The following is a 13,636-nucleotide window of genomic DNA, read 5'->3' as shown; positions in this document are numbered from 1 at the left end:
TACCAAATGAGCCCGAGGCCATCGCGCCGCCCGCCAGGCCGCGGCGGGAGCGAACCTTAAAGGATGCAAAGAGTTTCCCAAAAAGTTCAACCTGGACAGTGCAGAGGCGCTAGAAATGCATCAGGGAAGCCACGCCGGCCTCCCCATCTCCGCCTTTGTCGCCATGGCCCGTTCTGCCCTCTGCTATCGCGGTCTCCCCTACGACCACTCCCACGACGCGTCCCCTTCCCCCGCCCCGATCGACCACGTCTACCGCGGTCATCACTACGACGCACCGCTGCGGCACGAGCCGTCCCCGGTGGATGAGGCCCTGGACTTCGTCTACCGCGGCACCCATTACCACCATCACCACGCCTGAGCGGCCAGGCCCAGCCACGTCACCGCCGTGGCATCGAAGCTGTAGCGGCAGGGCAGCACCTCCACCCCGGCCGCCGCGGCGGCCCTGAACAGCTCGCCGTAGCGGGGGTCGGCGCTGTCCCCCGGCACGAAGCGCGTCACGTCGCCGCGGCTCAGGCACGGCACCAGCACGGCCCGGGCCGCGGGCACCAGGGCCGTGAGTTCCACCAGGTGCTTCTGGCCCCGTTCGGTCACCGTGTCGGGGAACAGGGCCAGGTCGCCATCGCTCCAGGTGGTGTTTTTCACCTCCACATAGATGGGCCGCGGGTCGGCGGCGCCCTCCGCCGGTGTCAGCAGCAGGTCGATCCGGCTGCGGCGCCCCTCGCCGTAGGGCACCTCGGCGCGGATGCTGCCGATGGGGCCCAGCCAGGGCTCAAGACAGCCTGCCTCGATCGTGGCCCGCACCAGCCGGTTGGGCAGGGCCGTGTTGACCCCCACCCAGACCGGGCCGCCGCCGTGGCCGGGCACCTCGGCCTGCTCCCAGGTCCAGGCCAGCTTGCGGCTGGGTGAGGGGTCATGGCGCAGGCGCACCCGCCCGCCCGGCCGCAGCACCCCGGTCATCGGCCCGGTGTTGGGGCAGTGGGCCGTCACCGTCCGGCCATCGTCCAGCTGCACGTCGGCCAGGAAGCGCTTGTAGCGCTTCAGCAGCACGCCTTCCACCAGCGGGCCGGTGGACAGCACGGGCTCGGCAACGGTCGCTGGGGCCATGGGGTCGGGTGCCCGGGGGGAGCCGGCCATACTGCCGTGCGTTCCGATGGGCACTGTCCCGCCGCCATGGCCCGATCCCTGCGCCGGATAGCCCTGATCGTGGGGGCGGCGACGGCCCTCAGCAAGGTGGCCGGTCTGCTGCGCCAGCAGGTGATCGCCGCCGCCTTCGGCGTGGGTGCGGCCTACGACGCCTACAACTACGCCTACGTGCTGCCGGGGTTCCTGCTGATCCTGCTCGGCGGCATCAACGGCCCCTTCCACAGCGCCATGGTGAGCGTGCTGGCCCGTCGGCCTCGCCATGAGGGCGCCCACGTCCTGGCCAGCATCAACACCCTGGTGGGGGCTGGGCTGATCATCGTCACCCTGCTGCTGCTGGTGGCCGCCGATCCGCTCATCGATCTGGTGGGTCCCGGCCTCGACCCGGAGCGCCACGCCCTGGCCGTGCTGCAGCTGCGCTGGATGGCGCCGATGGCCCTGTTCGCCGGCCTGATCGGTCTCGGCTTCGGAGCCCTGAACGCCGCCGACGTGTTCTGGCTGCCCTCGGTGAGTCCCCTGCTCTCCAGCGTCGCCGTCATCGGCGGCATCGGCCTGCTCTGGTGGCAGCTGGGCAGCGCCATCACCCTGCCCGCCGCAGGGGTGATCGGGGGCGTTGTGCTGGCCGCCAGCACCACGGTGGGGGCGATCCTGCAGTGGCTGATCCAACTGCCGGCCCTGGCCAAGGAGGGCCTCAACCGGCTGCAGCTGGTCTGGGACTGGCGCGATCCGGGTGTGCGGGAGGTCTTGCAGGTGATGGGGCCGGCGACCCTCTCCTCCGGCATGTTGCAGATCAACGTCTTCGTCTCGCTGTTCTTCGCCTCGGGGATGCCGGCGGCGGCGGCGGGCCTGGGCTACGCCAACCTGTTGGTGCAGACGCCCCTGGGCCTGCTCTCCAACGTCCTGCTGGTGCCGCTGCTGCCCGTCTATGCCCGGCTCACGGCGCCGGAGGACCGGCCCGAGCTGGTGACGCGCATCCGCCAGGGCCTGATGCTCTCCAACGCCACCATGCTGCCCCTGGGCGCGCTGATGGTGGCTCTGGCGGTGCCGATCGTGGCCCTGATCTACCAGCGCGGCGCCTTCGATCGCAGCGCCGCCGACCTGGTGGGCCAGCTGCTGATGGCCTACGGGATCGGCATGCCCGCCTACCTGGGCCGCGACGTGCTGGTGCGCGTCTTCTATGCCCTGGGCGACGGCAACACCCCCTTTCGCTGGTCCCTGGCCGGCATCGCCCTCAATGCGGTGTTCTGCTGGGCCTTCACCGGTGGCCCCACGCCGGGCTGGGGCCTCCAGTTGCCCATGCTCAACGCCGGTGCCGCCGGCCTGGTGCTGGCCACCGTGGCGGTGAACCTGATCACCTGCGCCGGTCTTCTGCTGGCCCTGAGCCGCCGGTTGGGGGGGCTGCCCCTGCGGCTCTGGGCGGCCGACAGCGGCAAGCTGCTGCTGGCCGCCCTGGTCGGTGGGGGGGCCTGCTGGTGGCTGTCGCTGGAGGTGGCCTGGCCTGCGGGCCTGGGGGGGCTGCTGCTCCAGAACATCCTCTGCGCCGCCCTGGCGGTCGGCCTTTATGGACTGCTGGCCAGCCTTGCCGGCGTGCCCGAGGCGGGCCAGCTGCTGCGGATGGTGCGCCGCCGGGCCTAAGGGAGCCGCACCTGGCGCTCCTCGCGGACCTGCACGGGGATCTCCAGATGGGAGCGGCCGATCATCTGGGGGCCATCGATGGAGAAGATCCGGGCCTCGATGCCGAAGTCCCGGAAGGCGCTCTCCAGTTCCTGGATCAGGACCTTCTCCACCTGGGCCTCCGCGTCGACCACCTTGCCGATCAGGCGCCCGCCGAGCCGGCCGATGCGCTGGCGCACCACATCGCGGGCATTGGTGACTTCGATGACCAGCACGACCCGCCTGCGTGGGGCGTCACCCTATCGGCAGACAGGCCTTCCGGCAGCAGGTGTCAGCAAAAGGGTTGCAGCACGTCTTCGAGATCCCTCAGCTGACCGGCGGGCACCAGGCGCGCCAGGGGCAGCCGCGTCGCACCACCGCCGATCGGCACCTGCACCGCCTCCAGGGCCTGGCGGGCGCAGACCTCGGCGCCCTGCTCGAGCCGGGCGGCGCATTCGATGGCCAGGGTCTGGGCCAGGCCCGCATCGCCCAGATAGAGATGCCAGCCGGCCACCTGCACGTACAGACGGTCGGCGATGGCCCGGGTGAGTTCCTCGAGATCGGTGGCGGCAAGCGTCATGGCTGGGGCTCGGGGCGTTGCAGCACCACCACGCTGCCATGGACCAGCAGCAGGGTGGCCCAGCCGATCGTCAGCCAGCTCAGGTGGGACCAGGGGTGGCGCAGGCCCTGCACGAACCAGAGGCCGCTGTTCACGGCAGCGAAGAGGGCGGCATGGAGGGTGAGGTTCACGATCCGCGCGAAGTGCCGGTAGGTGGGATCGTCGGGATCGGCGGGGCCGTACCAGCGGATCGGCATGGGGGGAGAACCGCCGCAGGCGGTGGTTGCGCTCTGTTGCGGACCCTATCGGGCCGGGGGTGGCGGCAGCGTTGTTGACGGATCGGCACCCCGTGGGGTGAGAATGACCGGGCAGGCGCTTGTAGCTCAGCGGATTAGAGCATCTGACTACGGATCAGAGGGTCGGGAGTTCGAATCTCTCCAGGCGCGTTCCTTCCCACACCGCCCCACGGGGCGGTTTTTTTCTGGCCACCACCGGCGTCCGGCCCCCGGCCTGTCCGAGCCCGGTCAGGCCTGCGGCGTTTGCCTACGATCGGTTTCACACCGAGTAGCCCCATGGCGGACCGAGCGGATCACGGCCCTGCGCATCCTGCAGCCTCCATCGACAGCCCCCTGGCCAGCGGCGATCCGGCCATCGCGGCCCTGATCGAGAAGGAGCTGCGCCGCCAGCAGACCCACCTCGAGCTGATCGCCAGCGAGAACTTCGCCTCCCGGGCGGTGATGGAGGCCCAGGGATCGGTGCTCACCAACAAGTACGCCGAGGGCCTGCCCCACAAGCGCTACTACGGCGGCTGCGAGCACGTCGACATCATTGAGGACCTGGCCATCGCGCGGGCCAAGCAGCTGTTCGGCGCGGCCTGGGCCAACGTCCAGCCCCACAGCGGCGCCCAGGCCAACTTCGCCGTGTTCCTGGCCCTGCTGCAGCCCGGCGACACGATCCTGGGGATGGACCTGTCCCACGGCGGCCACCTCACCCACGGCTCGCCGGTGAACGTGTCGGGCAAGTGGTTCAAGGCCGTCCACTACGGCGTCGACCCCGAGACCCACCAGCTCAACTTCGACACCATCCGCCAGCTGGCCCTCGAGCACCGGCCGAAGCTGATCATCTGCGGCTATTCCGCCTACCCCCGCACGATCGACTTCGCCGCCTTCCGTGCCATCGCCGACGAGGTGGGGGCCTACCTGCTGGCCGACATGGCCCACATCGCCGGCCTGGTGGCCTCCGGCGTGCACCCCAGCCCGGTGCCCCACTGCCACGTGGTCACCACCACCACCCACAAGACCCTGCGGGGTCCCCGGGGCGGCCTGATCCTCTGCAACGACGAGACCTTCGGCCGCCAGTTCGACAAGGCCGTCTTCCCCGGCTCCCAGGGGGGGCCGCTGGAGCATGTGATCGCGGCCAAGGCGGTCGCCTTCGGGGAGGCGCTGCAGCCCAGCTTCCGCAGCTACAGCCAGCAGGTGGTGCGCAACGCCCAGGCCCTGGCCGAGCGGATCCAGGAGCGGGGCATCGCCGTGGTCTCCGGCGGCACCGACAACCACCTGGTGCTGCTCGACCTGCGCTCCATCGGCCTGACCGGCAAGCTGGCCGACCGCCTGGTGAGCGACGTCAACATCACCGCCAACAAGAACACGGTGCCCTTCGATCCGGAGTCGCCGTTCGTGACCAGCGGCCTGCGCCTGGGCAGCGCCGCCCTCACCACCCGCGGCTTCGATGCCGAGGCCTTCCGCGAGGTGGCCGACGTCATCGCCGACCGGCTGCTCCACCCGGATGACGCCGCCGTGGAGCTCCGCTGCCGCGAACGGGTGGCTTCCCTCTGCGGCCGCTTCCCCCTCTATGGACGACAACGTGAGCTCCAGCACGCCTGACGGCCCCGTTCGCCCGTAACGTGTCGCCTTCAGGACCGCACTCTTCCGGCCCGCCGTTGTGACCCTCGCCTACAGCCCCAACGCGGCGGCCCTGCTCACGGCCACTGCGGCGGCCCTGCTCACGGCGCTGATCGTGCCTGTGGTGCGGAGGCTCGGTCTGCGCTGGGGGCTGGTCGACCCGCCCGACGACCGCAAGCAGCACACCCTGCCCATGGTCCGACTCGGCGGCGTCGGCATCGTGGCGGGCTTCAGCCTCTCGCTGGCCTGCACCTGGGCCTTCGGCGGCTTTGCCGAACTCCCTCCGGACAAGGACCAGCTGATCTGGACCACCCTGGCGGGGGCCCTCTGCTTCTTCGTGATCGGCCTGGCGGACGACCTGTTCGCCCTGCCCCCCCTGCCCCGCCTCTGCGGCCAGGTGCTCGTGGCGGCGGCGGTGTGGAACCAGGGCGTGCGCATCGGCAGCATCGACCTGCCCTTCGGCCTGGGCACCTCCGCCGCCGGCCTGCCCCTGCCGGAGGGGCTGAGCCTGCTGGCCACGGTGGTCTGGCTGGTGGGGATCACCAACGCGATCAACTGGCTGGATGGCCTCGACGGGCTGGCGGCGGGGGTGAGCGGCATTGCCGCCGTGGGGCTGCTCTCGGTGAGCTTCAGCCTCAGCCAGCCCGCCGCCGGCCTGCTGGCGGCGGCCCTGGCCGGCAGCTGCCTGGGCTTCCTGCGCCACAACTTCAACCCGGCCCGCATCTTCATGGGTGACGGGGGCTCCTACTTCCTCGGCTTCGCCCTGGCGGCGATCAGCATCGTCGGGCCGGCCAAGCGCCTCACCAGCGTCAGCCTGCTGCTGCCCCTGATGATCCTGTCCCTGCCCCTGGCCGACATGTCAGCGGTGATCATGGGTCGCCTCCGGGCCGGCCGCTCGCCCTTCTACCCGGATCGCCGCCACCTGCATCACCGCCTGCTGCGCGCCGGCTTCAGCCACCGCCGCACCGTGGTGCTGATCTACGCCTTCACCCAGTGGCTGGCGTCCATCGCCCTGGTGCTGGCCAATGCCGAGATGCGCTTCCTCTGGCTGGCGCTGGCCACGGCGGTGCTGATCGCGGTGCTGGTGGTCTGCCGCAGGCAGATGCAGGAGGAGGCCAAGTGAGCGGGGCCCCCGGCGGCGCCGGGGTGGAGGTGCTCTGCATCGGCACCGAGCTGCTGCTGGGCAACATCGTCAACGGCAATGCCCGCTGGCTGGCCGAGCAGCTGGCCGCCCTCGGGGTGGTGCACCACCGCCAGCAGGTGGTGGGCGACAACCGGGAGCGGCTGATCGAGGCGGTGCGGCAGGCGGCGGGCCGCTGCCAGGTGCTGGTCACCACCGGCGGCCTGGGGCCCACCCCCGACGATCTCACCACCGAGGCGATCGCGGCGGCCTTCGGCGCCGAGCTGGTGGAGCACGGCGAGATCTGGGCGGCGATCCAGGCCCGGATCACGGCCCGGGGCCGGATCGTGGCCCCCTCCAACCGCAAGCAGGCCCTGCTGCCTCGTGGTGCCGCCGTGCTGCCCAACCCCACCGGCACCGCGCCCGGAATGATCTGGACCCCGCTGCCGGGGTTCACCGTGCTCACCTTCCCTGGCGTTCCCAGCGAGCTGCGGGCCATGTGGGAGGCCACCGCGGCCCCCTGGCTGCGGGAGGCGGGCCTGGCGGGCGGGGTGTTCGCCAGCCGCATGCTGCGCTTCTGGGGGGTGGCCGAGTCCGATCTCGCCGAGCGGGTGCACGACCTGCTGGCGCTGGAGAACCCCACCGTGGCGCCCTATGCCGGCGCCGGGGAGGTGAAGCTGCGGGTCACGGCCCGGGCCGGCGACGCGGCCGCCGCCGCCGCCCTGCTGGCCCCGGTGGAGGAGGAGCTGCGCCGCCGCACCGGCACCAGCTGCTTCGGCGCCGACGGCGACAGCCTGGCCTCGGTGGTGCTGGCGGCCCTGCGGCGCCGGGGCGAGACCCTGGCGGTGGCCGAGTCATGCACCGGCGGCGGCCTCGGGGCGGCTCTGGTGGCGGTGCCGGGGGCCTCGGAGGTGTTTCTCGGTGGCGTGATCGCCTATGCCAACGCCGTGAAGCGGGACCTGCTGGGGGTGCCGGCCGAGCTGCTCGAAGCCCATGGGGCGGTGAGCGACCCGGTGGCCGAGGCGATGGCGGCAGGGGCCCGGCGCCTGACCGGGGCCACCTGGGCCGTGGCGGTGACGGGCATCGCCGGACCCGCTGGCGGCACGGCCGGGAAGCCGGTGGGTCTGGTCCACATCGCCGTGGCCGGGCCCGATGGCTGCCGCAGCGAGGCGGTGCGCTTCGGCAGCGGCCGCGAGCGCGGCTGGATCCAGACGCTGACGGTGGGGGAAAGCCTGAACCGTCTGCGGTTACGGCTGAACACTGGGGCGATCTGAGCCGGCCTGATCGGAACATCTGCTGCCGCGGCCGCCATCGATCACGAATCCTGAGGCATGGACTTTTCCCCCCTGCCTGGCCCTTTTCCCCCGAAAGCAGGGGTGTTTTCCACAGCTGGCGGCGGTCGGCCCGAGCTGCCGGAGGGGTCCTGGCTCCGGGCTGCGGGAAAGGCCTCCCCCCCTTGACCGCGACCCCCGGCAGGTACCGCTCCGGCGGCCACCCCCGGGCGGCGGCCGGGAAGCCGCCCCGCGCCGGGATTCTCAGCGGCGGTCCCTTGGGACCGGCCCGGTGGGGGTCGCTTTGACGCGGGGGGCGGCCCCATGGCCTGATGGGGGGGACCGACGACCAGCGCCGCATGAGCCAGATTCCCGACCACGCTCCCCGCACCGTGAGCATCGAGAACCAGATGCCGGAGGACCTCTTCGAGGCGATGCGGGAGTTCATCCGGGTGCACCCCCAATGGGACCAGTACCGCCTCATGCAGGCCGCCCTGGCCGGTTTCCTGGTCCAGCACGGCAGCCATGACCGCGCCGTGGCCCGCCACTACCTCAACGGCCTGTTCCGCCGGGAGCCGGCACCGGTGGAACACCCTCCTTCTAGGGTGGTTTCTGACCGTATCGATCCTTCCTCTTGAGCGCCGGCACCCTCTACGACAAGGTCTGGGAGTTGCACCGCGTCGCCGACCTCCCGGGCGGAGCCACCCAGCTGTTCATCGGGCTGCACCTGATCCACGAGGTCACCAGCCCCCAGGCCTTCGCCGCCCTCGACGACCTGGGCCTGTCGGTGCGCCACCCCGAACGCACGGTCGCCACGGTCGACCACATCGTTCCCACCACCTCCCAGGCCCGGCCCTTCGCCGACCCCCTGGCCGAGGAGATGCTCGCCACCCTGGAGGGCAACTGCGCCCGGCACGGCATCACCCTCCATGGCCTCGGCAGCGGCCGCCAGGGGATCGTGCACGTGATCGCCCCGGAGCTGGGGCTCACCCAGCCCGGCATGACCGTGGCCTGCGGCGATTCCCACACCTCCACCCACGGCGCCTTCGGTGCCATCGCCTTCGGCATCGGCACCAGCCAGGTACGTGACGTGCTCGCCAGCCAGAGCCTGGCGATGGGCAAGCTCAAGGTGCGCCGGATCCGGGTGGAGGGCACCCTGCAGAGCGGGGTCTACGCCAAGGATCTGGTGCTGCATGTGATCCGCACCCTGGGGGTGAAGGGCGGCGTCGGCTACGCCTATGAGTTCGCCGGTCCGGCGATCGAGGCCCTGTCGATGGAGGAGCGGATGACGCTCTGCAACATGGCCATCGAGGGCGGGGCGCGCTGCGGCTACGTCAACCCCGATGTGGTCACCTTCGCCTATCTGAAGGGGCGGCCCCATGCCCCCGCCGGCGAGGCCTGGGAGCGGGCCGTCGCCTGGTGGAGCGCCCTCGCCTCCGGCCCCGACGCCGTCTTCGACGACGAGGTGGTGTTCGATGCGGCCACGATCGCGCCCACCGTCACCTGGGGCATCACCCCGGGGCAGGCCATCGGCGTCGATGAAGCCGTGCCCACCCTCGAGCAGACCGACAGCGACGAGCGGCCGATCGCCGAGGAGGCCTACCGGTACATGGATCTGCGCCCCGGGGCGCCGATCGAGGGGCTGCCGGTGGATGTCTGCTTCATCGGCAGCTGCACCAATGGCCGCCTCAGCGACCTGCGGGCCGCCGCCGCCGTCGCCCGGGGCCGGCAGGTGGCGTCGGGCATCAAGGCCTTCGTGGTGCCGGGCAGTGAGCAGGTGGCGGCCGCGGCCGAGGCCGAAGGCCTCGATGCGGTGTTCCGCGAGGCCGGCTTCGAGTGGCGCGAGCCGGGCTGCTCGATGTGCCTGGCCATGAACCCCGACCGGCTCGAGGGACGCCAGATCAGCGCCAGTTCCAGCAACCGCAACTTCAAGGGGCGCCAGGGTTCCGCGTCCGGCCGCACCCTGCTGATGAGCCCGGCCATGGTGGCCGCGGCGGCAGTGAGCGGCCATGTGGCCGACGTGCGCCGCCTGATCGCCACCCCGTCCTCCCCAGAGCCCGCCACCACCCGAGCATGAGCGCCACCCCCTTCCCGGCCGGACCGATCCAGCACTGCCGGGGCCGCGCCGTCGTCGTGCCCGGCGACGACATCGACACCGACCGGATCATCCCGGCCCGCTATCTCAAGTGCGTCACCTTCGACGGCCTGGCGGAGGGCGTCTTCGCCGATGACCGCCGCGAGCGGGCCGGCGACCACCCCTTCGACCGCGCCGACAGCCAGGGCGCCGCGATCCTGGTGGTCAACCGCAACTTCGGCTGCGGCTCCAGCCGGGAGCACGCCCCCCAGGCGCTGATGCGCTGGGGCATCCGGGCGGTGATCGGCGAGAGCTTCGCCGAGATCTTCTTCGGCAACTGCCTGGCCCTGGGGATCCCCTGCCTCAGTGCCGACCACGACACGGTGCTGGCCCTCCAGGCCGCCATTGCCGCCCATCCCGGCGCCCGGCTGCAGCTTGATCTCGAGCCGCCCCGGGTGACGCTGGCGGCCGATGGCGAGCCCCTGGTATGGCCCCTGGAGCTGGCGGCCGGCCCGCGCCGCATGCTGGTGAGCGGGGAATGGAACGGCACGGCGCAGCTGGTGGCCCATGACGCCGAGCTGCGGGCCACCGCCGGCAGGCTCCCCTACCTGGCCAGCTTCGCCGCCACCTAGAAGGGGCGCTGCAGGGCTCCCTGGGTGGGGTGGTAGGGGATGAAGGGCGTTCCGGGCCCCTGGAAGTTGAAGTCGTTGAGCCGCACGCGGATGCCACCCAGTCCGTCGTAGGGGCTGTAGTAGACGCCGATTTCGTAGGAGCGCCTCTGCCAGCGCAGCTCCAGGTAGGAGCCGGTGACGTCGCCGTAGAAGCCGGAGTTGGGATCAACGTTGATGCCGATGCCGCCGCTGAAGACGAGCGGGCCGACCAGCTGCTGGGAGAGACCGATGCCCACCGTGCCCAGGTCGACGGCCCGGTCAAAGTTGAGCGGGCTCTGGCCCTGGCGCAGGGTGATGCCGCCGGTGACGGTGAGTTGGGTGTAGTCGAAGAACGGCTTCTCGAAGCGACCCAGGGTGAGGGTGGGGCCGAAGGAGAGGCCGATGGTGTTCTGGTTGGTGCCGTCGCTGAAGTAGGCGGCCACCCCGAGCAGGTTGGCGTTGAAGCGCAGGCCCGGAACGATCGGCACGGGGGAGTTGGCCAGGGAGACCACCGGCGGGCTGGTGGTGGGCTTGGCGGTCCAGATCGGGTAAGAGAAGTTCATCGACCCGATGGCGTTGGCGCGCCACACCTGCAGGAGGTCGGGGCTGTTGGCCTGGGCCGCCTGGAAGTTGCCCACCCCCATGCGCCAGTAATAGCTGCGGGCCAGTTTTCCCCAGCTGGGCAGTCCGCCCTGCTGCTCCAGCGAGACGCCGTAGGCGGAGTAGACGTCCTGCTCCCCCAGGGAGCCGTTCCAGGTGCGGAAGCGGTAGGCGCCGAAGATGCGGAAGGTGCTGAAGCCGATCACAGGCAGCTTCACCAGCCGGGCCAGGTCGCCGAAGCTGCGGGTGCCGTTGGCGAAGTTGTCGGGATTGAGGGTGGAGAGGGAGAGGCGGGCATCGGCGTTGAAGCCCAGCAGCGGTCCGGTGAGACGGGCATCCAGGCCGAAGTAGTCACCGCCCTTGGCGGGCTGCTCGACGATGTTGGTGGAGCCGGCCGGCGAGCCGGGCAGCGGATAGGCGTCGGTGTTGCCGGTGTAGAGGCGCTGCACCATCACCTGGGGCTGGAGGTTGAGGAGCCCCTTCTCGCCGATCTTGATCGGAATGTTGTAGCCGAGGAAGAAGCCGTCCCGGTCCTCCCGGTCGTTGCCGATCACGAGGGGATTGCTCACCTCGTCGTCCTTCTGGATGCGGCGCTGGCGCACCACCCGAATGGGCAGGCGATCCTCCAGGCGCAGCGTGTTGCGCCTGGCCTTCACCAAGGTGTCGCCGTTGGGGAGCAGGGTGATGACGACCTTCTCCGAATCCATCCACGACTGGGCCGGGGTGAACGGATCGTTGGTGAAGCCCACCCGATCGCCCGAGAGGGTGTTGGGGGTGATCTTGAGGCGCCGGGCCTGGATGCGCCAACGGCTCACCGTGCCCTTGATCAGCTCCTGGTTGCCTTCGGTGGTCTGGTCCTTGAGCTGCTCGGGCCGGGTGGTGCCGAAGTCGTTGGCGATTTCCGGTGTGGTGAACTCGCGCGGGAAGCCGAAGCGCCGCTCGGCCTTGAGGCTGCGCTCGAAGGTCACGTTCTCCACCCGCTGGGGGATCCGGGCGATGGCCTCACGGCGCAGCCGTTCCTGGTGCCGGGCATTGCGCCACACCCCACCTTTGTCTTCAGGGGGCTTGGCGGCGGGAGTCGGGGCCGGCTGCCGGCTGGTGCCGGTCCAGCCCGGTCCCATCGTCACCTGCTCGAGCTGCTGGGCCAGCCCATCGGGTTGCTCGCTGGCCAGGGGCGGGGCTTCCGGGCAGCCCTGGGCGGGGGGCACCGGCATCGGCTGACTGGCGGGCTTGTCGGAGCCGAAGCGGTAGCGCAGGCCGACCAGATAGGCGTTGCTGCCCTCGCTGACGCCGCTGAAGGTGCCATAGGCGCCGGAGCGGTGGTGGATGCGGCCGACGGCTGACCAGCGGGGGGTGACCAGCGCCTCCACCTCGAAGGCCAGATAGTTGAGCAGGCGTGCCGAGTTCTGGCGGAAGGTCTGCTCGTAGTTGCTCTTGGCGGTGAGGACGCTGAGGCCCTCGACGAAGAACACGTTGAGCCAGGGCCGCAGCCAGAGGCGCAGACCGAGACCACCGGTGAACTCCCCGAAGGTCTGGGAGGGGGTGTCGGAGAAGGGGACGGCCTGGTTGAAGCCGCCGCCAGGCTGGGCACTGGCCCGGTGACCCAGCAGGTTGGCATCGAACTCCAGCGACAGGGGCCCAGCCTGGAAAAGGCGGCGCTGCAGGCCGATGCCGCCCAGGTATTCGGGCCGGAAGCGGCCGCTGAAGGTGAAGGTGTCGCCGAATTCACCGGCATACATCTGGCCGGCCCAGGTGGTGACGGCCCAGGGGTACGGCTGCCACTCGGGCACGGCCGGATAGGAGGGGGTGCAGCTGATCGGCTCCGGCGGCGGCAGGGGCTGGGAGGCCTCCGCCTCGAGGTCGAAGTCCTCCTTGGTGGTGTCGAGATCGATGACGCCATAGACATCGTCGATCTCCCCGACCCCCTCCAGCAGGGCATAGCGGAGGCGGCTGCCCTGCAGATACTGCTGGCCGCGCTGAAAGCGCACGTTGCCCACCGCATAGATGGTGCGGGTGCTGGCCTCGAACTCCAGCCGGTCGGCCAGCAGCCGGCCACCGGCCAGGCGGGCCATGACGCTGCCGGTGGCCACGAAGCGCTGCAGTTGGCCGTCGTAGCCCTGCTGGTTGGCGGTCAGCTCCAGCTCCAGGGGCATGGCGTCGCTCGCCGGGGAGGCATCGAGACCCAGAACCGGCACGGTCGGGGTGGCGGGGTCGGCCGGGATCGGTTCCGGCGTGGGCGGGGGGGTGACCGCCAGGGGGCGGCGTCGGGGCGCCGGGGGCTGAACGGTGGGTGCTGGCTCCGCTGGGGGCTCGGCTCCGGCCTGGGTCCCGGCGGGCGGCGCCGGCAGGGGCTCGTCGTCGAAGGGATCGGGGGTGGAACCTGTGGTGGGGGTGGCTGCCGGGGCCGGGGCGAGCTGCGCCTGGGCGGCCTGGAGCCTGGAAGGTGTGTCCGGCCGTGCCTGGACCGGTGCGGCCGTCAACGCCAGCGCACAGGACGTGCCCAGCCACAGGCCCAGCCCAGGGGTCAGGCCTTCAGGGGCCTGGCGACGTCCCGAGCGGGGATGGAGCACCACAGGCAGCGGATGGTCAGCAAGAACGCGGCCGATCCTGCCATGGGAGTTCGGGGGCGACCCCCGCGGCGGTCCGGTTGTCCGGACGGGTGGCGGGT

13 protein-coding genes and 1 tRNA gene are annotated in these 13,636 nt (G+C 71.2%); 9 read left to right on the top strand and 5 right to left on the bottom strand.

Annotation, left to right across the window (positions count from 1 at the left end; genetic code table 11):
* Window positions 1–163: 163 nt before the first annotated feature.
* Window positions 164–358 (top strand): DUF4278 domain-containing protein, encoded by a 195-nt coding sequence (locus VB738_RS08635; protein WP_323305359.1) that lies wholly within the window; start codon window positions 164–166, stop codon window positions 356–358.
* On the opposite strand, the gene sfsA is transcribed toward VB738_RS08635, so the two are convergent.
* On the bottom strand, window positions 346–1,104 hold the full coding sequence (gene sfsA, locus VB738_RS08630; RefSeq protein WP_323305358.1) for a DNA/RNA nuclease SfsA: 759 nt from the start codon (window positions 1,102–1,104) through the stop codon (window positions 346–348). The two genes, VB738_RS08635 and sfsA, sit on opposite strands and share 13 nt — an antisense overlap.
* 66 nt (window positions 1,105–1,170) lie before the next feature.
* On the opposite strand from sfsA, the gene murJ reads away from it, so the two are divergent.
* On the top strand, window positions 1,171–2,775 hold the full coding sequence (gene murJ, locus VB738_RS08625) for a murein biosynthesis integral membrane protein MurJ (RefSeq protein WP_323305357.1): 1,605 nt from the start codon (window positions 1,171–1,173) through the stop codon (window positions 2,773–2,775).
* On the opposite strand, the gene VB738_RS08620 is transcribed toward murJ, so the two are convergent.
* The 3 genes from VB738_RS08620 to VB738_RS08610 are packed head-to-tail and all read right to left on the bottom strand — an operon-like array spanning window position 2,772 to window position 3,609.
* Window positions 2,772–3,029: a cytochrome-c oxidase gene (locus VB738_RS08620; RefSeq protein ID WP_323305356.1), complete on the bottom strand. Its 258-nt coding sequence runs from the start codon at window positions 3,027–3,029 to the stop codon at window positions 2,772–2,774. The genes murJ and VB738_RS08620 overlap by 4 nt on opposite strands.
* A gap of 56 nt (window positions 3,030–3,085) precedes the next feature.
* Window positions 3,086–3,373 (bottom strand): DUF3181 family protein, encoded by a 288-nt coding sequence (locus tag VB738_RS08615; RefSeq protein WP_323305355.1) that lies wholly within the window; start codon window positions 3,371–3,373, stop codon window positions 3,086–3,088.
* On the bottom strand, window positions 3,370–3,609 hold the full coding sequence (locus VB738_RS08610) for a hypothetical protein (protein WP_323305354.1): 240 nt from the start codon (window positions 3,607–3,609) through the stop codon (window positions 3,370–3,372). Before VB738_RS08610 ends, VB738_RS08615 begins: the two co-directional genes overlap by 4 nt.
* Before the next feature lie 115 nt (window positions 3,610–3,724).
* Between VB738_RS08610 and VB738_RS08605 the strand changes: the two genes are divergently transcribed.
* The 7 genes from VB738_RS08605 to VB738_RS08575 all read left to right on the top strand — a co-directional run bounded on the left by VB738_RS08605 (window position 3,725) and on the right by VB738_RS08575 (window position 10,350).
* A tRNA-Arg gene (locus VB738_RS08605) sits at window positions 3,725–3,798 on the top strand.
* Between the two features lie 126 nt (window positions 3,799–3,924).
* Window positions 3,925–5,235, top strand: coding sequence for a serine hydroxymethyltransferase (gene glyA, locus VB738_RS08600; RefSeq protein ID WP_323305353.1), 1,311 nt, complete (start codon window positions 3,925–3,927; stop codon window positions 5,233–5,235).
* A 58-nt stretch (window positions 5,236–5,293) separates the two neighbouring features.
* A complete protein-coding gene (locus tag VB738_RS08595; protein ID WP_323305352.1) occupies window positions 5,294–6,376 on the top strand; it encodes an MraY family glycosyltransferase in 1,083 nt (360 codons plus the stop codon).
* Window positions 6,373–7,647: a competence/damage-inducible protein A gene (locus VB738_RS08590; RefSeq protein WP_323305351.1), complete on the top strand. Its 1,275-nt coding sequence runs from the start codon at window positions 6,373–6,375 to the stop codon at window positions 7,645–7,647. Before VB738_RS08595 ends, VB738_RS08590 begins: the two co-directional genes overlap by 4 nt.
* Window positions 7,648–7,976: 329 nt before the next feature.
* Window positions 7,977–8,282, top strand: a complete 306-nt coding sequence (locus tag VB738_RS08585) for a DUF2811 domain-containing protein (RefSeq protein WP_323305350.1) — start codon at window positions 7,977–7,979, stop codon at window positions 8,280–8,282.
* Entirely contained in the window at window positions 8,279–9,721 is a 1,443-nt protein-coding gene (gene leuC, locus VB738_RS08580; protein ID WP_323305349.1) for a 3-isopropylmalate dehydratase large subunit, read from the top strand. The genes VB738_RS08585 and leuC overlap by 4 nt, the downstream gene beginning before the upstream one ends.
* Window positions 9,718–10,350 (top strand): 3-isopropylmalate dehydratase small subunit, encoded by a 633-nt coding sequence (locus VB738_RS08575; protein WP_323305348.1) that lies wholly within the window; start codon window positions 9,718–9,720, stop codon window positions 10,348–10,350. The genes leuC and VB738_RS08575 overlap by 4 nt, the downstream gene beginning before the upstream one ends.
* On the opposite strand, the gene VB738_RS08570 is transcribed toward VB738_RS08575, so the two are convergent.
* Window positions 10,347–13,541: a DUF3769 domain-containing protein gene (locus VB738_RS08570; protein WP_323305347.1), complete on the bottom strand. Its 3,195-nt coding sequence runs from the start codon at window positions 13,539–13,541 to the stop codon at window positions 10,347–10,349. The two genes, VB738_RS08575 and VB738_RS08570, sit on opposite strands and share 4 nt — an antisense overlap.
* Between the last annotated feature and the right edge of the window lie 95 nt (window positions 13,542–13,636).

The organism is Cyanobium gracile UHCC 0139, from assembly GCF_034931325.1.
GTDB lineage: Bacteria > Cyanobacteriota > Cyanobacteriia > PCC-6307 > Cyanobiaceae > Cyanobium > Cyanobium gracile_B.
Note: the sequence above shows the minus strand (reverse complement) of the source record. Positions and strands in the feature narration are given on the sequence as shown.